18 protein-coding genes, 2 pseudogenes and 1 riboswitch are annotated in these 22,652 nt (G+C 43.7%); of the genes and pseudogenes, 16 read left to right on the forward strand and 4 right to left on the reverse strand.

The window, feature by feature from the left end; all coding sequences use genetic code 11:
- Window positions 1-74: 74 nt before the first annotated feature.
- Both BQ4305_RS03845 and BQ4305_RS03850 read right to left on the reverse strand, forming a co-directional pair.
- The gene (locus tag BQ4305_RS03845; RefSeq protein ID WP_110926548.1) at window positions 75-1,001 is read right to left on the reverse strand and encodes a helix-turn-helix transcriptional regulator; all 927 of its coding nucleotides are present in this window, start codon (window positions 999-1,001) and stop codon (window positions 75-77) included.
- A 155-nt stretch (window positions 1,002-1,156) separates the two neighbouring features.
- A complete protein-coding gene (locus BQ4305_RS03850) occupies window positions 1,157-2,350 on the reverse strand; it encodes a nucleoside transporter C-terminal domain-containing protein (protein ID WP_110926549.1) in 1,194 nt (397 codons plus the stop codon).
- A 181-nt stretch (window positions 2,351-2,531) separates the two neighbouring features.
- Window positions 2,532-2,636, reverse strand: a riboswitch (purine riboswitch).
- 182 nt (window positions 2,637-2,818) lie between these two features.
- Between BQ4305_RS03850 and BQ4305_RS03855 the strand changes: the two genes are divergently transcribed.
- From BQ4305_RS03855 to BQ4305_RS03870, 4 genes and pseudogenes are all read left to right on the forward strand, one after another.
- Complete coding sequence (locus tag BQ4305_RS03855; protein WP_199880544.1) at window positions 2,819-3,430, forward strand: molybdenum cofactor guanylyltransferase; 612 nt, start codon at window positions 2,819-2,821, stop codon at window positions 3,428-3,430.
- Window positions 3,431-3,444: 14 nt separating this feature from the next.
- Complete coding sequence (moaA, locus tag BQ4305_RS03860; RefSeq protein WP_110926551.1) at window positions 3,445-4,455, forward strand: GTP 3',8-cyclase MoaA; 1,011 nt, start codon at window positions 3,445-3,447, stop codon at window positions 4,453-4,455.
- 219 nt (window positions 4,456-4,674) lie between these two features.
- Window positions 4,675-7,632 carry a formate dehydrogenase subunit alpha gene (fdhF, locus tag BQ4305_RS03865; protein WP_110926552.1) on the forward strand — a complete coding sequence of 986 codons (2,958 nt, stop codon included), beginning with the start codon at window positions 4,675-4,677 and terminating at the stop codon, window positions 7,630-7,632.
- Window positions 7,625-8,149 (forward strand): annotated as a pseudogene (locus BQ4305_RS03870) (DUF1641 domain-containing protein); the annotation flags it as partial. The gene fdhF and the pseudogene BQ4305_RS03870, both read left to right, overlap by 8 nt.
- Before the next feature lie 300 nt (window positions 8,150-8,449).
- Here the strand turns inward: BQ4305_RS03870 and BQ4305_RS03875 are convergent.
- Window positions 8,450-8,836, reverse strand: coding sequence for an SET domain-containing protein (locus tag BQ4305_RS03875; RefSeq protein WP_199880545.1), 387 nt, complete (start codon window positions 8,834-8,836; stop codon window positions 8,450-8,452).
- Between the two features lie 295 nt (window positions 8,837-9,131).
- Here BQ4305_RS03875 and BQ4305_RS03880 point away from each other — a divergent pair, with 295 nt between their 5' ends.
- From BQ4305_RS03880 to BQ4305_RS03930, 11 genes are all read left to right on the forward strand, one after another.
- The gene (locus BQ4305_RS03880; RefSeq protein WP_407640133.1) at window positions 9,132-9,653 is read left to right on the forward strand and encodes a cupin domain-containing protein; all 522 of its coding nucleotides are present in this window, start codon (window positions 9,132-9,134) and stop codon (window positions 9,651-9,653) included.
- Window positions 9,654-10,345: 692 nt separating this feature from the next.
- A complete protein-coding gene (gene urtA, locus BQ4305_RS03885) occupies window positions 10,346-11,545 on the forward strand; it encodes an urea ABC transporter substrate-binding protein (RefSeq protein ID WP_110926598.1) in 1,200 nt (399 codons plus the stop codon).
- A 64-nt stretch (window positions 11,546-11,609) separates the two neighbouring features.
- Window positions 11,610-12,512 carry an urea ABC transporter permease subunit UrtB gene (gene urtB, locus BQ4305_RS03890; RefSeq protein ID WP_110926556.1) on the forward strand — a complete coding sequence of 301 codons (903 nt, stop codon included), beginning with the start codon at window positions 11,610-11,612 and terminating at the stop codon, window positions 12,510-12,512.
- 15 nt (window positions 12,513-12,527) lie between these two features.
- Window positions 12,528-13,595 carry an urea ABC transporter permease subunit UrtC gene (gene urtC / locus BQ4305_RS03895; RefSeq protein ID WP_110926557.1) on the forward strand — a complete coding sequence of 356 codons (1,068 nt, stop codon included), beginning with the start codon at window positions 12,528-12,530 and terminating at the stop codon, window positions 13,593-13,595.
- On the forward strand, window positions 13,570-14,313 hold the full coding sequence (gene urtD, locus BQ4305_RS03900) for an urea ABC transporter ATP-binding protein UrtD (RefSeq protein ID WP_110926558.1): 744 nt from the start codon (window positions 13,570-13,572) through the stop codon (window positions 14,311-14,313). Before urtC ends, urtD begins: the two co-directional genes overlap by 26 nt.
- Before the next feature lies 1 nt (window position 14,314).
- Entirely contained in the window at window positions 14,315-15,016 is a 702-nt protein-coding gene (urtE, locus tag BQ4305_RS03905; RefSeq protein ID WP_110926559.1) for an urea ABC transporter ATP-binding subunit UrtE, read from the forward strand.
- A 121-nt stretch (window positions 15,017-15,137) separates the two neighbouring features.
- On the forward strand, window positions 15,138-15,407 hold the full coding sequence (locus BQ4305_RS03910) for a YrhK family protein (RefSeq protein ID WP_110926560.1): 270 nt from the start codon (window positions 15,138-15,140) through the stop codon (window positions 15,405-15,407).
- Between the two features lie 556 nt (window positions 15,408-15,963).
- Entirely contained in the window at window positions 15,964-16,653 is a 690-nt protein-coding gene (locus BQ4305_RS03915) for an SH3 domain-containing protein (RefSeq protein WP_456061849.1), read from the forward strand.
- The gene (locus tag BQ4305_RS03920; RefSeq protein WP_110926562.1) at window positions 16,583-19,375 is read left to right on the forward strand and encodes an SH3 domain-containing protein; all 2,793 of its coding nucleotides are present in this window, start codon (window positions 16,583-16,585) and stop codon (window positions 19,373-19,375) included. The genes BQ4305_RS03915 and BQ4305_RS03920 overlap by 71 nt, the downstream gene beginning before the upstream one ends.
- Window positions 19,376-19,610: 235 nt before the next feature.
- Window positions 19,611-20,810, forward strand: a complete 1,200-nt coding sequence (locus BQ4305_RS03925; RefSeq protein WP_110926563.1) for an ATP-binding protein — start codon at window positions 19,611-19,613, stop codon at window positions 20,808-20,810.
- On the forward strand, window positions 20,807-21,397 hold the full coding sequence (locus BQ4305_RS03930) for an NUDIX hydrolase (RefSeq protein ID WP_110926564.1): 591 nt from the start codon (window positions 20,807-20,809) through the stop codon (window positions 21,395-21,397). Before BQ4305_RS03925 ends, BQ4305_RS03930 begins: the two co-directional genes overlap by 4 nt.
- Window positions 21,398-21,416: 19 nt before the next feature.
- Here the strand turns inward: BQ4305_RS03930 and BQ4305_RS22200 are convergent.
- A pseudogene (locus tag BQ4305_RS22200) lies at window positions 21,417-22,120 on the reverse strand (DUF421 domain-containing protein).
- 272 nt (window positions 22,121-22,392) lie between these two features.
- Here BQ4305_RS22200 and BQ4305_RS03940 point away from each other — a divergent pair.
- Window positions 22,393-22,593 carry a cold-shock protein gene (locus BQ4305_RS03940; RefSeq protein WP_110926565.1) on the forward strand — a complete coding sequence of 67 codons (201 nt, stop codon included), beginning with the start codon at window positions 22,393-22,395 and terminating at the stop codon, window positions 22,591-22,593.
- The last annotated feature ends 59 nt before the right edge of the window (window positions 22,594-22,652 follow it).

A 22,652-nucleotide genomic window follows, 5' to 3' on the forward strand; every position in this document is an offset into this window, starting at 1 on the left:
CTGAAACATAAAAATATCAAATTTCTCACAGAGAAATTTGATATTTGGTTCCGGCCGCTTTTTAAGTTTGTCTCTTAAAATGTTTCATGAAGAACCTTGCCGGTCTGGGTAAGATCATAGCCGCCGAGAGATTGAATTTCCGCCTGAAAAGAAGGAGAGGTCAGGATTCGCTTAACGGTTTCAATCAACTCTTCATTTTCAGGTGACTTCAATATGACTAAATCGTATTGTTCAGTGATCAGCGGGATAAAATCAACTCCGACAATTCTGGCTGCTTTTTCAATTCCGACGCCAAGGTTGGCGTGCCCGTTAGAAATGGCAGAGGCTACGCTTAGGTGGCTGGATTCCTCTTGGTCATATCCTTGGATGGCGGATGAGGAGATGCCGTGTATTCGCAGCTGTTCGTCCAATAAGACGCGTGCCCCTGAACCTTTTTCCCGGTTCATGATAGTAATGTCCTTCCGCTTTAAATCTTCCCAGGAAGAGATGTTCATGGGGTTTCCTTCAGGAACAAACAGTCCGGCAAGCCTTGATATAAGCCGAATCAGCAGGTAAGGACGGCTGACCAAAATCTTTTTTACATATGGAAGATTATATTCACCTGTCTCTCCGTCGAATAAATGGAGACTGACGATATCGCATTCCCCGCTGTACATGGAAATTAAGCTGTTTAGGCTCCCGGTGTAAGAACGTAATACTTTATAGGAAGACTGTTTCTCGATTTGTTTTCCAAGAATGTCGAGGGCCATGTCCTGTCCGCTGATTACTTTATGAAGGGGCCGCGCCTGCTCAAGTTTGGGCGATGGGCGATCCTGAGAAGCAGAGGGATGGGATTTGTTTTGCAAAATATAGCGTTCCAGATCTTTTGCGTCCATGCGCATTTGCCTGCCGACACGGAATATAGGAAGCTGACCTTTTTTTACTAGATCATAAACGGTCAGTTTCGAAACTTTTAGAAGCTTGGCTACTTCTTCGATCGTATAGGACAGTTCCTCTGTCATATGTATCCCTCCTCTCTTTATTTTATCTCAGTCCTTTTTAATTGAAAATGAAAACCCTTATAAACCTTTGTAAAAGGTATAGTCTCTTAAGTGTTTAACCATAAAAAAACAGGCGGAGAAAAGAATTCTCTGCCTGTTATTATGTCTTTAGTCTACTACCATACAAACAATCCGACGATCATGGCACTTAATAAGGAAACGCCCATTCCGCTGACGAGCAGCTTCCAAACGTTCTTTCCGATAATTTGTGCCTTATCTGGACTGACAAGGGAATTGAACGCCCCGTAAATCATGCCGACCGTACTGAAGTTAGCAAATGAAGTAAGGAATGTTGCTGCAACAGCGACTGTATGCGGAGCAAGCGTACCAATTGTATCCTTCAAATCAAGCATAGCTACAAATTCATTCGTAGCGAGTTTGATTCCCATTAATTGAGCGACGTACATGGCGTCTGCAGCCGGCAAACCTAATAGGAAGGCAAAAGGGCTGAAGATATAAGAGAAAATCTTCTGAATGGTCAGTCCGTCCACAAAGAATCCTAAGAATCCGTTAAGACAGGCCGTAAGAGCCACATACCCGATAACCATGGCTGCAATGACGATAACCATCTTGATTCCGATCAACATACTGTTTGAGATGGTTGTGAAGAAGTCCTTGCGTTCCGACTTATCCGGAACATAGACAATATCCTCTTCTTTGCTTACGTCAATTGGGTTTAACATGCTGGCAATAAGCAAGGCATTTAAACAGTTCAGCGGAATTGCTGCAAATACATAGGTAGCCGGGACCATAGAAAGATAGGCACCAATGATGGATCCGCTTATACTGCTCATACTCATGATTCCGAATGTAAGCAGTCTTTGCTGGCTCAGTACGGCAAACTGCTGGCGAAGAACCGCAAGTGCTTCTGTGTTCCCGAGAAACATCATTTGGATGGAGAAGAAACTCTCCAGTTTAGGCAATCCGGACACTTTAGAAATCAGCCAGCCGACTTTGTCGATGATCCATGTCAAAATTCCAAAGTAAGACAGTATATCAAAGAAGGTGATAATGAAAATGATCGGCATTAATGAGCTGAAAAAGAAATCAACGGTTGGATTGGCCATAGCCGAAGGAAAGACAAAAGAAATCCCTTCGTTTGCACAGGCAATCAGCCATGTGAAGAAGGCGGCAATTTGATTAATGATCCAAGTTCCCACTTTGGTCGACAGCATGAACCAAGTCATAAGGAATTCGACAATCAATAAGATTAGAACGAATTTCCACTTTACATTTTTTTTATTTGGCGAGCATACATAAATAAGACCGATGACCACCAAAACACCAATGGCATTCAATAAAAAATACAAACGGATGACCTCCTCAGAATTATTATTCCCGATAATATTTTTAATATAGAAAAAGCCCTTATTTTTCCACTTTCAGCCAAAGGACAGAAAGCATGGAAAAATAAGAGCCTGTATTAGGAAATAATCTGGGAGCCTCCGGGAAAACCATTGGTTTGTACAGGACTGCAGATTGATCATCTTCTTTTGCTGCATGCTTCCTTGTAGTCCTGCACTTGATTCGGCTGCGGGGTAGAAACTATCAGACCATTTACACTGATATTATACAAGGATATTAAATGTTACATAGGAATAGATATCAGTATAACGTGATTTTGAGGAATATCCAAGATGTTTTGTTATTGTTGGAATTATGATATAAATGAAAACATTTCGATTAATTTGATCGTCATGAATCCGGAATTTTTGAAAATCGAATCGTTTAACCGTATACTAGGAAACAAATTTGAAGCACAGTCAGGAGAATGCGTGATGGAACGAAAGAAAGGAAAAAGAATCGGAGTAATCCTAGCCGGAGGGGAATCAAGAAGGTTTCGCTCACCTAAAGCCTTTGCCGAATATGGAAAACGTCCTTTCTATGAGCTGGCACTGGAGGCCCTGTCCCCCCACGCCGATCAGACCATGGTCATCAGCCATCCTTCGCTGACCGACCGTTTTAAAAAAGAAACGCAGGGAATGATCCTGGAAGATGCCCCGGAATTCCAGGGGAAGGGGCCCTTGGCCGGCCTGTACTCCGCGATGAAGGAGGAACCGGGACAGTCCTATTTTCTGCTTGCCTGCGACATGCCCCGGTTTAGTGCAGAGACAGCCGGGAAAATCCTCGCAGCAAGGGAAGAAGGCGCAGATGCGGTGGTTCCCCTTATTGGGGGCCGAATTCAGCCGCTTGCCGCTGTTTACGAATTCAGTGCATTCCTTCCATTAAAAGAACAGCTTGAATCAGGAAATTACCGAATGATTCATTTTCTGGACCGTATCAAAACGAAATATATTACAGAGCAAGAACTTGGTGAAGACGATACCTCTTTTCAAAATATTAATGACCGGGACGAATATCGGAAACTGCCGCAAAATCACGAAAAGTGAAAGGAGGGTCAGGCATGAAGCCAGTTACTGACCAATATGCCCGTCCATTGCGGGATATACGGATTTCCGTCATCGATCAATGCAATTTCCGCTGTGCGTATTGCATGCCGAAGGAAATATTTGGACCGGATTATCCCTTCCTGCCAAAAGAGGAGTATTTAAGCTTTGAGGAAATCGGCGCCCTGGCCCGCGCAGCAGCTGAAATCGGTGTGGAGAAAGTTCGTCTCACAGGCGGAGAACCTTTATTACGAAAAGACCTTCCCCAGCTGGTCCAAATACTGGCCGGAATTGAAAAGATAAAAGACATTGCCCTGACAACGAATGCGGTGTACCTTCCGAAGTATGCGGCTGAATTAAAGGCTGCGGGTCTTCAAAGGGTGAATATCAGCATGGACGCAATCGATGATGCGGTATTTAAAAAAATGAACGGCCGGAATGTCGGTGTAAAACCGGTTCTGAAGGGCATTGCTGCGGCTCGGGAAGCAGGGCTTAAGGTAAAGATCAATATGGTCGTGCAAAAGGCTGTCAATGATGACCAGATTATCCCGATGGCGGAGCATTTTAAGAAGGAGGGTATCAGCCTTAGATTTATCGAATTCATGGATGTCGGAAGTTCCAATGGCTGGAAAATGTCTTCGGTTGTCACCAAAAAAGAAATGATTGAGATGCTGAGCAAGCGTTTTTCAATAGAGGTGGCGGAAGGGGCCTATTACGGGGAAGTTGCCAGCCGATACCGCTATACAGACGGTTCCGGTGAAATAGGAATCATCTCTTCCGTTTCGGACTCCTTTTGCTCCACTTGCACCAGGGCAAGAATATCGGCGGATGGGAAGCTGTATACCTGTCTTTTTGCCACCAAGGGCCATAATCTTAAACCTATTTTAAAAAATGGAAAATCGGCGGAAGAAATCCGGGAAGCTCTCGCAGGCATTTGGGGAGCTAGAGTAGACCGTTATTCAGATGAAAGAACAGAGGAAACGGCGAGAAACCGTTCCAAAATTGAAATGTCCTATATTGGCGGCTGAAGAGGCCGCTGAGGCTGTTGACCGGGTCAGCAGTCTTTTTTTGTGTTCAGGCTTCAGGATGGGGACTTTTTTCCTTTTTTTAAAAATTTTTTTCCAAATAAATGATTGTATAGGCCTAAATGTGGAACATGTGAAAAAAATTAGTTTGTTCTTTTTTCAGGAGGGGTAGAAAACAGTACATATTAGGGGAAAAATCATGAAAAAAGAGGAGTGTTCCGATTGCAGGAAGTAAAACACGTTACAATTAATGGCCAGGAGGTAACACTTACAGAAGATAAGACAGTACTGCAGGCCTTGATGGACAGCCAAATAGAGGTCCCTCATGTCTGTTATCACGAAAGTCTCGGACCGATAGAAACATGTGATACGTGTATCGTTGAAGTGAATGGAGAGCTTGTCCGTTCTTGTTCCACTGACATTCAGGAGGGGGATGTCATAAAAACGGAAACGGATGATGCGAAGCAGGCCCGTGTCATTGGAATGGACCGAATTTTAACGAATCATGAGCTGTATTGTACCGTTTGTGACTATAACAATGGGGGATGTGAGATACATAATACGGTAAAGGAGATGAAGATCAATCATCAAAGTGTTCCTTTTGCTGAAAAACCGTATGAAATAGATGACTCGCATCCTTATTATCGATATGACCCGGATCAGTGCATCCTGTGCGGCCGCTGTGTAGAGGCCTGTCAGGACGTGCAGGTTACAGAAACGCTGACAATTGACTGGACATTGAAAAAACCGCGTGTTATTTGGGATGACAACCGTCCGATCAATGAATCTTCTTGCGTATCATGCGGACATTGTTCAACCGTCTGCCCTTGTAATGCGATGCTGGAAAAAGGAATGGAAGGAGAAGCAGGCTTCCTGACAGGGATTGCCAAGCAAACCCTTCGGCCAATGATTGAAATCACGAAAAATGTAGAGACAGGGTATGGTTCAATCCTGGCGATTTCTGATATGGAATCTGCAATGCGGGATGAACGGATCAAGAAAACGAAGACCGTCTGCACATACTGCGGTGTCGGCTGCAGTTTTGATGTTTGGACAAAAGACCGTAAAATTCTCAAAATCGAACCGCAAAAAGAAGCGCCGGCTAATGGCATTTCAACTTGTGTCAAAGGGAAATTCGGCTGGGATTTCGTTAATAGCGAAGAAAGACTGACAAAGCCGCTGATCCGTGAAGGCGATGGATTCAGGGAGGCGGAATGGGAGGAAGCGCTTGATCTGATTCAGCATAAATTCACTGAAATTAAAGATCAGCATGGCCCAGATGCGCTTTCCTTCATTACGTCATCTAAGTGTACAAATGAAGAATCGTACTTAATGCAAAAATTGGCCCGCGGCATTATCGGCACGAACAATGTAGACAACTGTTCAAGATACTGTCAGAGCCCGGCGACAGTGGGACTGTTCAGGACGGTTGGATATGGAGGAGACTCCGGCGGCATTAAAGATATCGAGAAAGCGGGACTTGTCCTGATTGTCGGCTCCAACACATCTGAATCTCATCCGGTTCTTTCTACCCGCGTGAAACGTTCTCATAAATTGAACGGCCAAAAGCTGATTGTTGCTGACTTGCGTAAAAACGAAGTGGCACAGCGGGCAGATATTTTCATCCATCCGAAACAGGGAACCGATTTAATCTGGCTTTCAGCCATCACGAAATATATTGTGGACAAAGGCTGGGCTGATAAGGAATTCCTTCGTAACAAAGTGAATGGAGTGGAGGAATATATTAAATCGCTTGCGCCTTTTACACTGGAGTATGCGGAAGAAGTAACAGGCATCTCTAAAAGTGTACTGAAAAAGATTGCGAAGGAAATCGTGAAGGCTGACGGGGTCTGTGTCTTGTATGCGATGGGTGTCACTCAGCATATGGGCGGAAGTGATACAAGCACTGCCATTTCTAATTTGCTGCTGATAACTGGAAACTTTGCAAGACCGGGTGCAGGAAGCTATCCATTGCGCGGTCATAACAATGTACAGGGCGCAAGTGACTTTGGCAGCATGCCGGACCGTCTGCCTGGATATGAAATGGTGGCAGATGAAGCAGTCCGAAGAAAATACGAAAAAACATGGGGCGTGAAAGTTCCTTCTAAAAAAGGTCTTAACAACCATGAAATGGTAGAAGCCATCCATGCTGGAGAGCTAAAAGCGATGTATTTAAAAGGCGAAGATATGGGACTGGTAGATTCAAATATTAACCATGTTCACCAGGCATTCGAAAAGCTGGACTTCTTCGTTGTACAAGATGTCTTCCTTTCAAAAACAGCGGAATTTGCAGATGTTGTTCTTCCTGCAAGCCCAAGTTTTGAAAAAGAAGGAACCTTTACGAATACAGAGCGCAGAATTCAGCGTCTGTATCAGGTATTTGAACCGCTGGGCGAATCCAAGCCGGACTGGCAGATCATTATGGAAGTCGCTAATAGACTGGGGGCTGGCTGGAACTACAGCCATCCAAGTGAAATCATGGATGAAGCGGCATCTCTGTCCCCAATTTATGCGGGAGTATCCTATGACCGCCTTGAAGGCTATAACAGCCTGCAATGGCCTGTTGCGAAAGATGGCACAGACACTCCGCTCTTGTTCACGGATGGATTCCCATTCCCTGACAAAAAGGCCCGTCTGTTCCCTGTCAAATGGACCAAGCCTGTTCAATATGAGGAAGAGTATGATATTCATGTCAATAACGGCCGTTTGCTCGAACACTTCCATGAAGGAAACCTGACATATAAGGCGAAAGGCATCAGTTCCAAGACGCCGAATGTCTTCCTGGAGGTCTCACCTGAACTGGCAGAGGAAAGAGGTCTTGAAGACGGTACGGTAGTAAGACTGACGTCCCCATACGGCAGTGTGAAGGTTCCTTGCCTGATTACAGACCGAGTCAAAGGAAAAGTAGTCTATCTGCCAATGAATGATTCAGGCGAAGGATCCATCAATTATCTGACAAGCAGCTATGCAGATAAAGATACGGATACGCCAGCCTATAAGGAAACCAGTGCGAAAATGGAAATCCTGAAAGCGAAAGGCGAAAACCCGCTTCCTAAGATCAATCACCGAAATGGGAACCCTCAGCCGCAGCTCGGCGTGCAGGTCCAGAAGAAATGGGCCAGAAAGGATTACATTTTCCCAGGGGATCTTGTGAAAAAGGAGGCAAAGCGTAATGGCTAAAGCGACCAGAAAGATTCATCGTCTTGAATTGAGTGAGGAAGAAAAGCGAAAGCTGGAACTGGAAAACATCGAAACCCTGCTGCTCGATAATAAAGAGGCAGTAGAAAAGGTTTTTAAAATCCTTCATTATATGAAGGAAAGGGGAGCGCTTGATTTTGCGGGAAGTTTATTGGGCCAAGGAGACAAGGTGCTTGATATTCTTGTTAAAACAGCGGACACTCCGGAAACTGCCAACACTTTGAAGAATATGCTGCTTATGCTCGGCGCGCTGGGAACGTTAAATGTCCAGCAGCTGGAACCTCTTATTCTGAAAGTGAACACGGGTATTGCCAGAATGGCAGAACTGGATAAAGCGGGAGAAGATGCGAAGACCGGTTACTTCTCCTTGCTTCGCTCCCTGAGAGATCCGAATATCAAAACAGCTATGAGCCTGATGGTGGCCTTCCTTAAAGGGCTGGGTGAGGATCAGTCAGAGCTTGAACGGACAACCCAAATGCCTGAAGAACAAGAGGTTCACTATAATGATGATGCTCAGGCACATAATAAGTCAACGGGAGAAAGAGTGTATACGTCAAGCATTCCCTCTCACCGCAATAATCAAAAAAAGCGAGGCGGAAATTGGATATGGGCCGCAGCAAGCCTGTCTCTGCTCGCCGTGCCTCTCGCCCTTTCACGAAAGGGAAAATAAAAATAACGATCGGCGGATTAAGCTGCTGCACGAAAAGCTCAGAGTTTTATAGCTCTGAGCTTTTTCTTTTGCATGATAGGGTTTTTCTATGGTTTAAGCCTGCTGTTTCTTTTTTAATCAAACGATTGATTAATCCTCTTTTTCTTCGTTAAACCATAAAGGATCTTGATTATCTACTTCTCCATTATAGTTAATCAGAATCTCTTCGCCGGCTTTAATATCGCTATAGGCATAGAAGTCAAAGGTATGATTATCGAAATTGATATCATAGGTGGCATTTGGTGTATACGAATGATTAAAAAGCATCCCATATCCTAAAAGGATTGCAGAGTGGTTGATTCCGTATTCAAAAGCGTAATCGCCAAGAATGGTCTTTTCTAAATATTGATGCTCTTCATTTGGGTAGGGAATGACTGGCGCTTCATGGAGAAGCTCCCCTTTTTTAATATCGCGTGTGGCGAAAACCCCTCTATTATATTCTCCATCACTTAAAGCGGACGTCTTAACTTCAATCATATTGTTCACCTATATTTCTATGAATTTTGACCAGTTCTTTCGTTTCCTTTTCCATATTACCATAAAGAAACAATAAAAGTGATAAATGGAAAAATAAGGAGGAGGAAATAGATGCATGAGTGCTGAGTTTCTCTTTGAGGGGCGGCAGTTTCGATGCTTCAGCCAGGCCATTGATGACCTTACCGAGTTTTATGTTAAAGAATTGTATAGGCACCAACACTTTTCTATTGCATAAGATGTTACGGAAAAGAAAGGGGAGAAATAGTTGAACCACTCATTTTATGATAACTTTGGGCTGCATTTTAATAGATACAGCCATCATAGAACACAATCGGATTATAGGAATTATCAAATGCAGGCTCCGCTTCAGCAGGAGTACAGCTATCCTCATTATTCACGGGAACAAAAGTATTTTCGAGATTACGGCGGACAGCCGCTTGTAGTCAATATTAACGAAGCATCTAAGCGCAACAACAATTATAGAAGTGCTATATGGACAGGAAAACATCTGCAAGTGACTCTCATGAGTATCAATCCAGGAGAAGATATAGGATTAGAAGCTCATCCGAATGTAGACCAATTTCTACGTATTGAACAGGGGCAAGGATTTGTTCAAATGGGGAAAAGCAAGCATAATCTTACCTTCCAAAGAATTGCTAAAGACGATGATGCAATTATAATTCCGGCCGGTATATGGCACAATGTTACTAACACTGGGAGAATACCTTTGAAACTTTATTCTATTTATGCTCCTCCAAACCACCCATTTGGTACAGTGCACCATACAAAAGCAGAAGCGATGCAGATGGAAGGATGATTCCATAATTTCAGCCAGTTATCAAAGGGCGGGACAGAAGAAAATTCCTAGTATAAATAAGAATCTACCGTAACAAATAGATCCGATATGAATCGATGGGGGGGAGACCCCCAGGGAACAAACAGAATGAGGAAAACACTGCAGGCTCAAGCCGTGCTCCCGAAAAGAGTCTCTGAAACAGAAATCAATGCAACATAAATTGAAGTAATATCAAATTACCCATGAGGAATTTGATATTTTTTATTTTTGTTATATTTTAGATTTGCTGGCTCTGATGTTTCGTGTTTTTATTTTCAAAAAACTTCTCCTATAAGGAGGAAGTGAAGTACATACTTATTTAATCACGCTCTCATCATATGCTTAGAAAAATGTTCAGTGCATTGTTTAACATTTTGTGATACAGCTCAATGCAGTGGGATTTACAAACTTCTTGTCTCAGATTCGGCAGGAAGTTTTTTTATGGGGCTTTTCAGGAGGCGGGGCGAACAATCTTCTTTGCAACAGAAAGAATGTTCCTAAATGGCAAACTTAATTATTTAAATTTTCTAAAAATATATTGAAACTTAATGAATAATCAGTATAATCAGAGATATGTTATATCTTCTTACATTATAAGTAAAAGAATATAACAATTACATAGTTTGTAAATAAAAGGGGTGTATTCATTGAAAAAAAGTTTGCTGTTATTAGTTATGGCTGTTCTAATGCTGAGCGCTTGCAGCCAAAAGCAGAGTGAAACCACTTCAGAAGTGTCCTCGAAAGAAAAGGCAGATGGAGATACGGTCCAAGTCGGTATTTTACATTCATTAAGCGGGACAATGGCTATCAGTGAGGTATCTCTAAGGGATGCGGAATTAATGGCCATTGAAGAAATCAATGAAGCCGGGGGAGTGCTCGGAAAGAAAATTGAACCGGTAGTGGAAGACGGGGCTTCTGACTGGCCTACCTTCGCTGAGAAGGCTAAAAAACTTCTTCAGCAGGATCAGGTGGCCGCTATTTTTGGAGGGTGGACGTCAGCCAGCCGTAAGGCGATGCTTCCGGTAGTGGAACAAAATAAAGGATTGCTTTGGTACCCTGTGCAGTATGAAGGCATGGAACAGTCACCGAATATTTTCTATACAGGGGCAACGACCAATCAGCAAATTGTGCCCGCTGTGGAGTGGATGATGGAAAACCAAGGGAAGAACATTTTCTTGCTTGGTTCGGATTATGTGTTCCCGCGCACAGCCAATAAAATCGTCAAGGCACAGCTGAAGGCGAACGGCGGCAAGGCAGTTGCCGAGGAATATACACCGCTTGGCCATACGGACTATAACACAGTCATAAATAAAATTAAGTCTAAAAAGCCGGATGTCATCTTTAATACGTTAAATGGGGACAGCAATGTAGCCTTCTTCAAGCAGCTTCAGGATGCAGGCATTTCAGCTGAAGATATTCCGGTTGTTTCTGTCAGTGTAGCAGAGGAAGAAATCAGGGGAATCGGCGCGGATGTGCTGAAGGGCCATTATGCAGCCTGGAACTATTTCCAAACAACAGACACACCTGAAAATAAGACGTTCGTTGAAAAATACAAAGCTAAATACGGGGAAGACCGTGTAACGGGCGATCCGATTGAAGCGGCTTATACAGCTGTACACCTTTGGGCGGCCGCTGCTGAAAAGGCAGGATCCTTTGATGTAGATAAGGTAAAAGCCGCTGCTGACGGAGTAGAGTATAAGGCACCGGAAGGAACGGTAAAAATTGATGGGGAAACACAGCATATTTATAAAACCGTCCGCATCGGTGAAGTGCAGGAGGACGGACAATTTAAAGAGGTCTGGAATTCAGGAGAGCAGGTCAAGCCAGATCCGTATTTAAAAACATATAAGTGGGCATCTGGCTTAAGTCAATAAGGCTGATCGGGACTATCCTGGTAAAAGGACAGTCCCGGCTGGATTTAAAAGGAGGGTCATCTGTATGTCGCTTATCATTACACAGCTTTTTAATGGAATCAGCCTGGGCTCCGTCTTATTATTGATTGCTTTAGGTCTGGCGATCACGTTTGGACAGATGAATATCATTAATATGGCACATGGAGAATTCATTATGATGGGAGCATATACCACCTATATGCTTCAAAATATCTTTATGGACTATCTGCCGGAGTCATCCTTTGGCATCTATTTTCTTGCTGCGATTCCGGTCTCGTTTCTTGTAGCGGCACTCATTGGATTCATTATGGAGAAAAGCGTGATCCGGTTCCTGTATGAAAGGCCTTTGGACAGTCTTTTGGCGACATGGGGAATCAGTTTGATCCTGCAGCAGGCAGCGCGTTCGGTTTTCGGTGCTCCGAATGTAGCCGTAACAGCCCCTGGATGGCTGAATGGAGGGCTGACAATTGCGGGGGCAACGTTTCCTTATAAACGTCTGTTTATTATTGCATTAGTCCTCGTCAGCATTGCTTTTCTCTTTATCTATTTATATAAAACCCCATCAGGCAGACGGATGAAAGCCGTGACACTTAACCGTGATATGGCTTCTTGTCTCGGAGTATCAACAAGAAGGGTGGACAGCTTGGCTTTCGCTCTCGGAAGCGGATTTGCAGGAGTGGCCGGATGCTCGCTCACTTTGCTTGGGTCAATCGGGCCCAGTCTTGGAACGGCGTATATTGTAGATGCATTTATGATTGTTATCCTGGGCGGCATAGGCAAGCTCAAAGGCACCATTCTGGCAGCATTATTGCTTGGAGTCCTCAGTACTTTTGTTGAGCTTTCTACAAGTGCCACCATTGCAAAGGTTATTGTTTTTGCATTCATCATTTTATTCCTGCAGTGGAAGCCTACCGGCATTGCAGGCACGAAAGTGAGAGCTTTAGACTAACAGGAGGTGCTCTTTATGTTCAAGAAACAAGGGTATTATTATGGCTTCTTTTTCCTGCTGCTCCTTATAGCACCTTTTGTATTATCGGATTTCAGAATCGGGCTGCTGGCAAAATTCCTTTGCTTTGCCATTATCGCTGCAGGCATCAGTCTCATATGGGGATACACAGGAATACTGAGTTTGGGACACGCAGTCTTTTTCGGGCTTGGCGCTTATTGTATGGCAATGTATTTAAAACTTGAAGGCTCCCCCAGCGGCATTCCTGATTTTATGGAATGGAACGGAATCACGGAGCTACCTTTCATTTGGAGGATTTTCGAAAACCCCCTGATTGCTTTGGGAGCTGCCGTGGTTTTGCCGGCGGTCCTCGCCTGGATCATCGGGTATTTCACCTTTAAAAACCGGATCAAAGGCGTTTTCTTTTCCCTTATTTCTCAAGCGGTTGTAGTGGTATGTGTGACGCTGTTTATCGGCGGGCAGAAAATAACGGGCGGAACGAGCGGCCTGACGAATTTTTATACGATCTTCCAGATTCCTCTCTCTGATCCGGGGACAAAAACGTTCTTATATTTCTTAACAGTTGGATTGCTTGCAGCGATTATGCTGATTTCTTTGCTGCTGACGAAAACCCGATTCGGCAAATTGATGGTTGCGATACGGGATGGGGAAAACAGGCTCCGTTTTTTAGGATACAATCCGGCTGTTTTTAAATCGTTTATTTACTCTTTATCAGCGGCATTTGCAGGTGTGGCAGGAGCGTTGTTTGTTCTGCAGGTGGGTATCATCTCACCGGAAATGATGGGGATTGTCCCATCCATCGAAATGGTGCTGTGGGCTGCCATTGGCGGCAGGCATTCGATATTGGGGGCAGCAATCGGAGCCATTTTAACGAACAGTGCGAAAAGCTTTTTGAGCGAATCTTATCCGGAAATGTGGACTTTTTTCCTCGGCGGGCTATTTCTCCTTGTTGTGCTGTATTTGCCGAATGGCCTGACCGGCTTGCTGGCAGATCTGAAGGGTCGCTTTAAGAAAAGAAGAAAAAAGGAGGAAAAGGAGAATGCAGCCGATACTCTCGTGTCATGATGTGATGGTCGATTTTTCTGGGTTTAAAGCGCTGCAAGGGGTTGATCTGGATGTAGGGCAAGGTGAGATTCTGTTTCTCATCGGCCCGAATGGTGCGGGCAAAACAACATTGCTTGATGTGATCTGCGGAAAAACTCGCTCCGCAAATGGCGAAGTTTTGTTTGATGGCCGTGTTTCACTGACTAAATTGGCTGAACAGAAGATTGTCCATGAAGGCGTTGCACGCAAGTTCCAGGCGCCGAGTGTTTTCCTTGAATTAACTCCTTTTGATAATTTGGAAATCGCCATGAAGCAAAAGAAAGGGCTGTTTTCCATTCTCTTGGCCAGAATGTCGGATATTCAAAAAGGAAAAATCGAATCCACGCTCAGACGCATCGGGCTTTTCGAGGTAAAGGACCGTCCTGCCCATTCCCTGTCCCATGGCCAAAAACAATGGCTGGAAATTGGGATGCAGCTGATTCAGGAGCCTAAACTTCTGCTGCTGGATGAGCCAATCGCCGGCATGTCGGGGGATGAACGGGATAAAACAGGAGAGCTTATCAGGGAAATTGCAGAAAGCTGTTCGGTTTTGATTGTAGAGCACGATATGGACTTTGTCAGGAAATTTTCAACCAAAGTAGTCGTTATGCATGAAGGGAAAGTTCTGTGCGAAGGAACCATGGGAGAAATTCAGGAAAATGAAGAAGTGAAAAATGTCTATCTTGGGAGGCGCGGATAATATGCTGAATGTATCCAATTTAAAAGCAGGCTACGGAGAAACGATGATTTTAAGGGACATTCACCTTGACATTCAGGAGGGGCAAATTGTCGGGCTTCTGGGCAGGAATGGTGTGGGGAAGACTACGCTTGTTAAGGCGCTGATGGGTCTGATTCCGGTGATGGGAGGGAAGATCCGCTTTAATGGTGAGGAATGGAAGAAGGAGCGTCCGGAGTATCGGGCAAGATCTGGGATGGCATATGTGCCGCAAGGGAGGGAAATCTTTTCAGATATAACCGTCCGGGAAAACCTCCTGCTGGGAATGGAGGCCTTGCCGAAATCAAAACGCTTCTCGGAGATTCCGGAGGACATTTACCGGTGGTTCCCGGTTTTGAAGGAGATGAGGAATCGAAAAGGGGGAGACTTGAGCGGAGGCCAGCAGCAGCAGCTTGCCATCGCCCGTGCGATTATTTCAAATCCAAAGCTCCTGCTTCTTGATGAACCTATGGAGGGGATTCAGCCTTCGATTGTCCAATTGATCGAAGAGGTGCTTGTCCAAATTTCGAAAGAGAGAGGGATTGCCGTCCTGCTTGTTGAGCATAATTTGGATGCCGTTCTTTCCTGTGCAGATGTGGTATATATACTCGATAAAGGCAAAATGATGGTAAGCGGCAAAGGGAGTGAAATCAGCGAAGAAACGCTCCAAAGGTACTTGGCTGTATAACCTTTTGTACATGTAATTCTTTCCATAGGGAAAAAGCGGTTTTATCTAGTGTGACCGGGGAATCAGCATCATAGACGGTTAAAAAAACGTCTTCCTATACTTATGCAAAAGGAGGATGGAAATGGCTTCAAAGCACAAAAACCGTAAATATATTTACTGGCATATCGGGAAGTATGAAATATGCATGAAGCGAAGCTATGATATGTTTTACACCCTCAACAATGTTCTGGCCGGTATTTGGTTCTTGCTGGGAAGCCTATTCTTTTTTGTCGACTCGATGCAGGTGGAACGTGTTTGCCTGTACATCCTTGGGAGTGTCCAACTGCTGATTTTTCCAATGATTAATTTATGCAAAGGCATATGGGTAAAAAAGCGCGATAAACGTAAATGAGCTCCAATCCTTTTAGAAAAGGAAGGGGCTCTTTTTTATTGGCGCGCTCATTCCCTTTTCTTTTCACTTATTTCTCCGATTGTAAGTTACGGAGAATAACAGACTGCGGCTTTTGAAAATAGGAGTATCCCGTCCCAGACTCCTATCTGTGTATTAAGTTCTAAATTAAGGAAAACGCTATTTAAAAAACAGAATTTGGAATAGGGCCAAAACGTTCGGGTATGGAAATAAGAAGGTTGGCACTTTAAGAAGCGGAAATTCGTCCGATAGAAACAGTATCGGCTTCGAAAGCGTATTCTGTTCCGCTATATTATTTCTGAATAGGGCAGGTGATGCGTGAAAAAGTATTCTAGAAGTAAGACAGCGAGGAAAAAACAGTCAAAAAGGTAGATTTTTTTCTATAAACAATACCATTTACCTATTAAATCTGGTACCCTTTTAATATATTATTAGAATCGTAATAGGTAAGCCCTATTGGATTTGAAGTTGATACCATTTATGTAAGAAACATAAATTAATATAATACAATAGTAGGGAGATCGAAATGAAGAAAAAAATGATTATTCCAAGTTTCTGTTTTGCAGTACTATCCACAATTGCTTTTGAAGAAAGCATTTCAGCGGCAACTCCAGCATCTACTCAACAGCAAGCGACAAGCGTAAAGTATGTACATGTAAGCAAGGGGTCCAGCCTGAATGTTCGCAGCAATGCCTCAACAACTGGAACAATCATTGGGAAACTTTCTAACGATGAAAAGGTAATCGTCTACAGTGAGTCTAATGGGTGGTCTCAAATCCAAATTAATGGAAAAAAAGGCTATGTAAGTTCTAACTATTTAACTTCTAAAACTACTTCTGCAACTACAAAGACCAAGTACGTGAATGTAAGCACGGGGTCCCTCAATATGCGCAAAAGCGGGTCCACAAGCGCAGCAATCGTAGCCAATCTTAAAAAAGGCACGGCGGTAACGGTTTATTCCGAATCAAACGGCTGGGCAAAAGTAAAAGCGAACGGAAAAGACGGATATGTCAGCACGAAGTATTTGTCAGCATCCAAATCAGGATCAAAGGCAACTCAGGCGTCTGTGGCAAAACCAGCTGCAACAGCGAAAACAACCACGAAATATGTGAATGTGAGCAGCGGTTCTTTGAACATGAGAAAGAGCGGATCGACAAGTGCAGCAATCGTNCCTGAATGTTCGCAGCAATGCCTCAACAACTGGAACAATCATTGGGAAACTTTCTAACGATGAAAAGGTAATCGTCTACAGTGAGTCTAATGGGTGGTCTCAAATCCAAATTAATGGAAAAAAAGGCTATGTAAGTTCTAACTATTTAACTTCTAAAACTACTTCTGCAACTACAAAGACCAAGTACGTGAATGTAAGCACGGGGTCCCTCAATATGCGCAAAAGCGGGTCCACAAGCGCAGCAATCGTAGCCAATCTTAAAAAAGGCACGGCGGTAACGGTTTATTCCGAATCAAACGGCTGGGCAAAAGTAAAAGCGAACGGAAAAGACGGATATGTCAGCACGAAGTATTTGTCAGCATCCAAATCAGGATCAAAGGCAACTCAGGCGTCTGTGGCAAAACCAGCTGCAACAGCGAAAACAACCACGAAATATGTGAATGTGAGCAGCGGTTCTTTGAACATGAGAAAGAGCGGATCGACAAGTGCAGCAATCGTTTTATCGCTTAAAAAAGGCACGGCGGTAACGGTTTATTCCGAATCAAACGGCTGGGCAAAAGTGAAAGCAAACGGAAAAGACGGATATGTCAGCACGAAGTATTTGACTGCGGCCAAACCGGGAACAACAACAAAACCGGCAGCGACGAAGCCGGCTGAAGTGAAAACAACCACAAAATATGTGAACGTAAGCAGCGGCTCACTGAACATGAGAAAGAGCGGATCCGCACGTGCAGCAATCGTAGCGTCACTTAAAAAAGGCACAGCGGTAACGGTGTATTCTGAATCAAATGGCTGGGCAAAAGTGAAAGCAAACGGAAAAGACGGATATGTAAGTACAAAGTATTTGTCAGCGAGCAAGCCGGGAACAACTACAAAACCAGCAGCGACGAAGCCGGCTGAAGTGAAAACTACAACGAAATACGTGAATGTAAGCAGCGGTTCGCTGAACATGAGAAAGAGCGGATCCGCACGTGCAGCAATCGTAGCGTCACTTAAAAAAGGCACAGCGGTGACGGTTTATTCTGAATCAAACGGCTGGGCAAAAGTGAAAGCAGACGGAAAAGACGGATATGTCAGCACGAAGTATTTGTCAGCGAGCAAGCCGGGAACGACAACAGCTCCGGCAGCAACGAAGCCGGCTGAAGTGAAGACGACAACGAAATACGTAAACGTAAACAGCGGTTCTCTTAATGTGAGAAAGAGTGCAGCGGGGAGCGCAGCAATTGTCACAACCTTATCAAAAGGCACAGCGGTAACGGTGTATTCTGAATCAAATGGCTGGGCAAAAATCACAGCCAACGGGAAAGAGGGCTATGTAAGCACTGCTTACCTGTCAACAACAAAACCGGGCACAACAACAAAACCTGCGGCACCTAAGCCTGCTGAAGAAAAAACTGTAACAAAGTATGTAAATGTATCATCCGGCAAGCTTAATTTGCGAAATAAGCCTTCAAACAGTGGTTCTATAATCACAGGCTTGGCCAAAGGTGTGGAAGTTCAGGTTCTTTCTGAGTCAGACGGCTGGTCACATGTGAAGGTGTACAATGGAGAAGGGTATGTATCTTCCGCTTACCTGTCTGATACAAATCCTGCTGTCTCCATACCGGAAACTTCAGGATCTGATTCTGCACCGGCAGCAGAACAAGAGTCAGCGACTGTGATGAAATTCGTCAAAGTCAGCGACGGTTCCAGTCTGAATATGCGTTCTGAGCCTTCAGCTTCTTCTTCAATTGTAACAAAGCTTGCGAATCAGACGGCTGTCACGGTCTATTCGGAAGAAAACGGCTGGGCGAGAGTTACGGCAAATGGAAAATCAGGTTATGTAAGTACCAGTTATTTAACTTCAGCTGAACCGGCTGGAATAAAAGTAACGAAAGACTATACAAACTATAATCTGACGCTCGATCAAATGGTTAATTACCAGGTAGCAGCAAACGCTCAGACAGATACGTATAAGGCCTATATCCGTGAAGATGCACTGAACTTGATCAGTTCGACTAAAGGAACAGTGGACGGTTCCGGCTGGAGATTAAGAAGTGACGCGGGAACGAATTATTCACTGATCGGAACAGTAAGCAACAATCAAACCCTTACGATCAAATCCAAGAAACTTGGGTCTGACGGCTATTATTGGTATGAAGTGGCTTATAATAAACAATGGGTGAATGCAAGTCCGGAAGATGTGAAATATTACGTTGATGCTAATAATTTTGTCAACGATCCGGTAAAGTCCTTCCAATTCTTGAACTTGTCAAAATCCACAACATTGAATGTGGCTGACGTCAATTCTAGAATCCTTGCAGGTAAGGGTATCCTTGCAGGCAAAGCTTCCTCCTTTAAAGCGGCAGGAGATCAATTTGGAATTAATGAAATCTATCTGATTTCCCACGCGCTTCTTGAGACAGGCAATGGTAAATCCGAGCTTGCCAATGGAGTCCAAATCAATGGGAAAACCGTCTACAATATGTATGGAATCGGTGCATATGATTCATCAGCTGTAAGCAGCGGAGCGCAATATGCTTATAATGCCGGCTGGTTCACACCGGAAGCGGCCATCATTGGCGGAGCTGAATTTATTGCTAAAGGCTATATCTCTAAAGGGCAGGATACTTTATATAAAATGAGATGGAACCCTGAAGGAGCAGCTAATAACAAACAGGCAACCCATCAATATGCAACAGACATCGGCTGGGCATCCAAGCAGGTTAACCAAGTTTATAACTTATACAGCTTGCTAGATTCATATGAGCTTATGCTGGATATTCCAGTTTATAAATAATTAGAGTTTCAAAATCCTCCATGCCGGAATGGCCATGGGGGATTTTTTTTGCAAAAAAGTCAAAAATGAACCTTCTGTTTGAACAACGCTTGTCCTCATTTACAGATTTTGATACTATTATTCTAAAATATGTAACTTTTATAAGAGAATGGACTGATAAATAAGTCCTTATTTATATATAAAGAGAATTTGTATGTAATGATCGGAAAAGTTTTTTGGATTTGAGGGATTTGCCATGGAAGAATTGAAGAGGGAATTGGATGCAGTCAAAGCAGAAAATGAAAAGTATAAAGCACTCCTGTCTAAGCTTTCATTTTCCTTTATACATAAGGAGATTCCGGACGAAGAAGCAGGGGGGGAAACCCGGACGAATGGTGCATTTCAAGAGGAAGAGTTCACGATATTTCCAGAATTTGAACCTTTTGAACAGTTCTTCTCAGAGATTGCGGACTGCATTCCCCATCACATTACAGTGATTGATCCAAAAGGAGTGGTCCGGGTCTGTAATAAGCAGACAGCGAAGGACTTTCAAATGGAACAAGACGAAATTATCGGAAGGCCTATCCAGGAGCTCCTGAATCTTCCGGAAGAAGAGATCTTAGTTCTTCAAACCTTGAAAACGAAAAAAGAGTACCAAAATTACGAGGTATGGGATTCAAATTATGGAATCATTAATACAAAGATCATTTATAATTTGGACGGTTCCATTAGCCGGGTCATAGGGATTTTTGACTTTTTGAACCGATCCCGCGACGCGGAGAAATTTGCCCTGTCAAGCAGGATTGCAGCAGGCATGGCCCATGAAGTCCGCAATCCGCTGACAACCGTACGGGGGTATCTTCAATTTTTTGAAGACAGCGTAGATCCCCACATTTCGGATTTGTTTCACAGCCTGCTGATCCCGGAAATCGATCGTGCCAGTAAAGTCATCAATGATTTTCTCACCATATCCAAACCGAATGTTCAAAAGACTGAATGCTTCCAGGTGGGGGAATTTTTCCGGAACTATCTGGGCAATTTTTTGGCAGGAGAAATGCTGCTGTCCAAAGCAGAAATGAACTATGAAATCAGTAATGAAGCAGCCGGGTGTTGGATAGAAGGAGACCGGGAAGCTCTTCTTCAGGTGTTTATGAATTTGTACCGCAATGCTTTAGAAGCCAATCAATCCTGTGCCTTGAAGATCAAAATTCAGATAGATATCAGTGATGTCAAATTGAAAATTCAGTTTTGCGACAACGGCGGAGGAATTGAAGCAAAGAACATGGACGGCATCTTCGACCCATACTTTACGACGAAAGAAGAGGGAACCGGGCTCGGGCTGTCGGTGTCCAGAAAAATCATCGAATACCATAAAGGCACGATTGAAGTTTGCAATGGAAGGAAGGGAGCCGTGTTCACCATTCTTCTTCCCTTCCAGAAAGGAACGATACGATGAAGGAAATCCTGGATGTTTTTGATGAGAATTATCATAAAATTGGTACAGAGGATCGTGAGGAAGTACATCGGAAAGGGCTTTGGCATCAAACAGTCCATTGCTGGATAATCGTACAGTCAGCAGCAGGGACATGGATCTGTCTGCAGCAGAGAGCGGCAGACAAAAAAGAATTCCCGAGCCTGTTTGATATCAGCGCTGCCGGTCATGTTGAAGCAGGGGAAGACATCGAAACGGCGGCACTAAGAGAAATCAGGGAGGAAATAGGCCTGCTCCTTGAGCCGGAAGATTTACATGCTGCCGGATATATTAAGGATTCTATACACATTGGTTCGCTGAAAGATAATGAGTTTTGCCGTCTCTTTTTTTACAAGACAGCTGCTCCCCTTGATTTGAAACCTGGTGAAGAAGTTCAGGATGCTGCAAGGGTTCTGCTCAGCGAATTGGAAAAGCTGATAACAGGCGAGAAAAAGGAAATTAAAGCGGAATCTGTGCTTTCCGGGAAATCCTTTCTTTTGTCAAAGCGGGATTTGTGTCCGCATGAGGAGAACTACTACCGGCATATCTTAAAGGCCGCCCAGGGTTTCTGAGCACAGTAAAGACTTAAGTTTACGCCTTTTGTTGTTCGTGCCTGCCTTCCTGTTTGTATTCCTTGATGAAAAATCCTTGGTGTTTGGACCACTCTGCATAGAATATATCCTCCACTCTTGGATAGCCAAGCTCTTCGAGTTCCGCATACAGCCAGTGGATATCCTTGCCGATTCTTTTTAACTCTTCATGCTGGGCCTGTCCTTCATCGATGACAATATAAGAAAGGCTGGTATCCTCGGGTTTTAGATGAAGCATCTCTGCAGTTGCAGGAGATTGGTCAGGAAACTTCATCACACTGAGATCCCCGCTTGGTTCAAGTATGGCATATTTCACTCTTTTATAGAAAAGATGCCATTCAACCTTAACATGGTAACAAGCTGTTCCATTTCTAAATGATTTTTTTTCAGGGATTTGATATCCAGTTCTCCATTATTAATCAGGATCGATGGCCGTCCTTTCAAGGCCGTTCTTAAGAAATCGGACTTTTGAACAACTATTTCAATGAACCAAATCATGGCTGACCAAAGAAACAGAGAATACAGAAGATGGCCGATATTCACTTTTGTATCATAAAGTGATTCTTCTAAAATCCCGCCGAGTACTAGAGCATAGATAAAGTCAAAAGGTGTAATCTGTGATAGTTCTTTTTTGCCGAGAAGCCTGGTGACAGCAAGCAGGGCAATCAGTCCCAGCACTAGCTTGATGGTAATGGTTACGTACATAACAATCCTCCTTTTGAAAAACCTATTTCCGAAGTTATTCCCTTCTTTTTAACGGTTCAATCCATCTGGCAGCAGGGAAGAGGGAGGAAATGCGGAAGCCTGACAGATGAAAAGAAAAATCATTCATTTGCAATGTTTGTAAAATCCTGTTATTATAAAGAAGAATTATTTTTGTTCGGTATTTGGGATTCTAAAAGTGTAACTTTTCGTTTCGATGAAAACCTGGAGCAAGGATAGTAATATTTGTGCAAATGCACTAGGAGGCAACAACAATGGAACAAGGTAAAGTAAAATGGTTTAATGCAGAAAAAGGTTTCGGTTTCATCGAACGTGAAAATGGAGACGACGTATTCGTTCACTTTTCAGCTATCCAAAGCGAAGGCTTCAAAACTCTTGACGAAGGTCAAGAAGTAACTTTTGAAGTTGAAGAAGGTCAACGCGGACCTCAAGCATCTAACGTTCAAAAAGCTTAATATAAGCTTTCGATAAAAAAAGGCAGTTCCTTTAACGGGTCTGCCTTTTTGTGTTGCAG

The organism is Bacillus massiliglaciei (assembly GCF_900098925.1).
Classification (GTDB): Bacteria; Bacillota; Bacilli; order Bacillales; family DSM-1321; genus Peribacillus; species Peribacillus massiliglaciei.

Coding starts and splice junctions, on each gene's coding strand:
- BQ4305_RS03845 (WP_110926548.1), bottom strand. CDS start 1,001: ATGACAGAGGAACTGTCCTATACGATCGAAGAAGTAGCCAAGCTTCTA.
- BQ4305_RS03855 (WP_199880544.1), top strand. CDS start 2,819: ATGGAACGAAAGAAAGGAAAAAGAATCGGAGTAATCCTAGCCGGAGGG.
- moaA (WP_110926551.1), top strand. CDS start 3,445: ATGAAGCCAGTTACTGACCAATATGCCCGTCCATTGCGGGATATACGG.
- BQ4305_RS03875 (WP_199880545.1), bottom strand. CDS start 8,836: ATGATTGAAGTTAAGACGTCCGCTTTAAGTGATGGAGAATATAATAGA.
- urtA (WP_110926598.1), top strand. CDS start 10,346: ATGGCTGTTCTAATGCTGAGCGCTTGCAGCCAAAAGCAGAGTGAAACC.
- urtB (WP_110926556.1), top strand. CDS start 11,610: ATGTCGCTTATCATTACACAGCTTTTTAATGGAATCAGCCTGGGCTCC.
- urtC (WP_110926557.1), top strand. CDS start 12,528: ATGTTCAAGAAACAAGGGTATTATTATGGCTTCTTTTTCCTGCTGCTC.
- urtD (WP_110926558.1), top strand. CDS start 13,570: ATGCAGCCGATACTCTCGTGTCATGATGTGATGGTCGATTTTTCTGGG.
- urtE (WP_110926559.1), top strand. CDS start 14,315: ATGCTGAATGTATCCAATTTAAAAGCAGGCTACGGAGAAACGATGATT.
- BQ4305_RS03910 (WP_110926560.1), top strand. CDS start 15,138: ATGGCTTCAAAGCACAAAAACCGTAAATATATTTACTGGCATATCGGG.
- BQ4305_RS03925 (WP_110926563.1), top strand. CDS start 19,611: ATGGAAGAATTGAAGAGGGAATTGGATGCAGTCAAAGCAGAAAATGAA.
- BQ4305_RS03930 (WP_110926564.1), top strand. CDS start 20,807: ATGAAGGAAATCCTGGATGTTTTTGATGAGAATTATCATAAAATTGGT.
- BQ4305_RS03940 (WP_110926565.1), top strand. CDS start 22,393: ATGGAACAAGGTAAAGTAAAATGGTTTAATGCAGAAAAAGGTTTCGGT.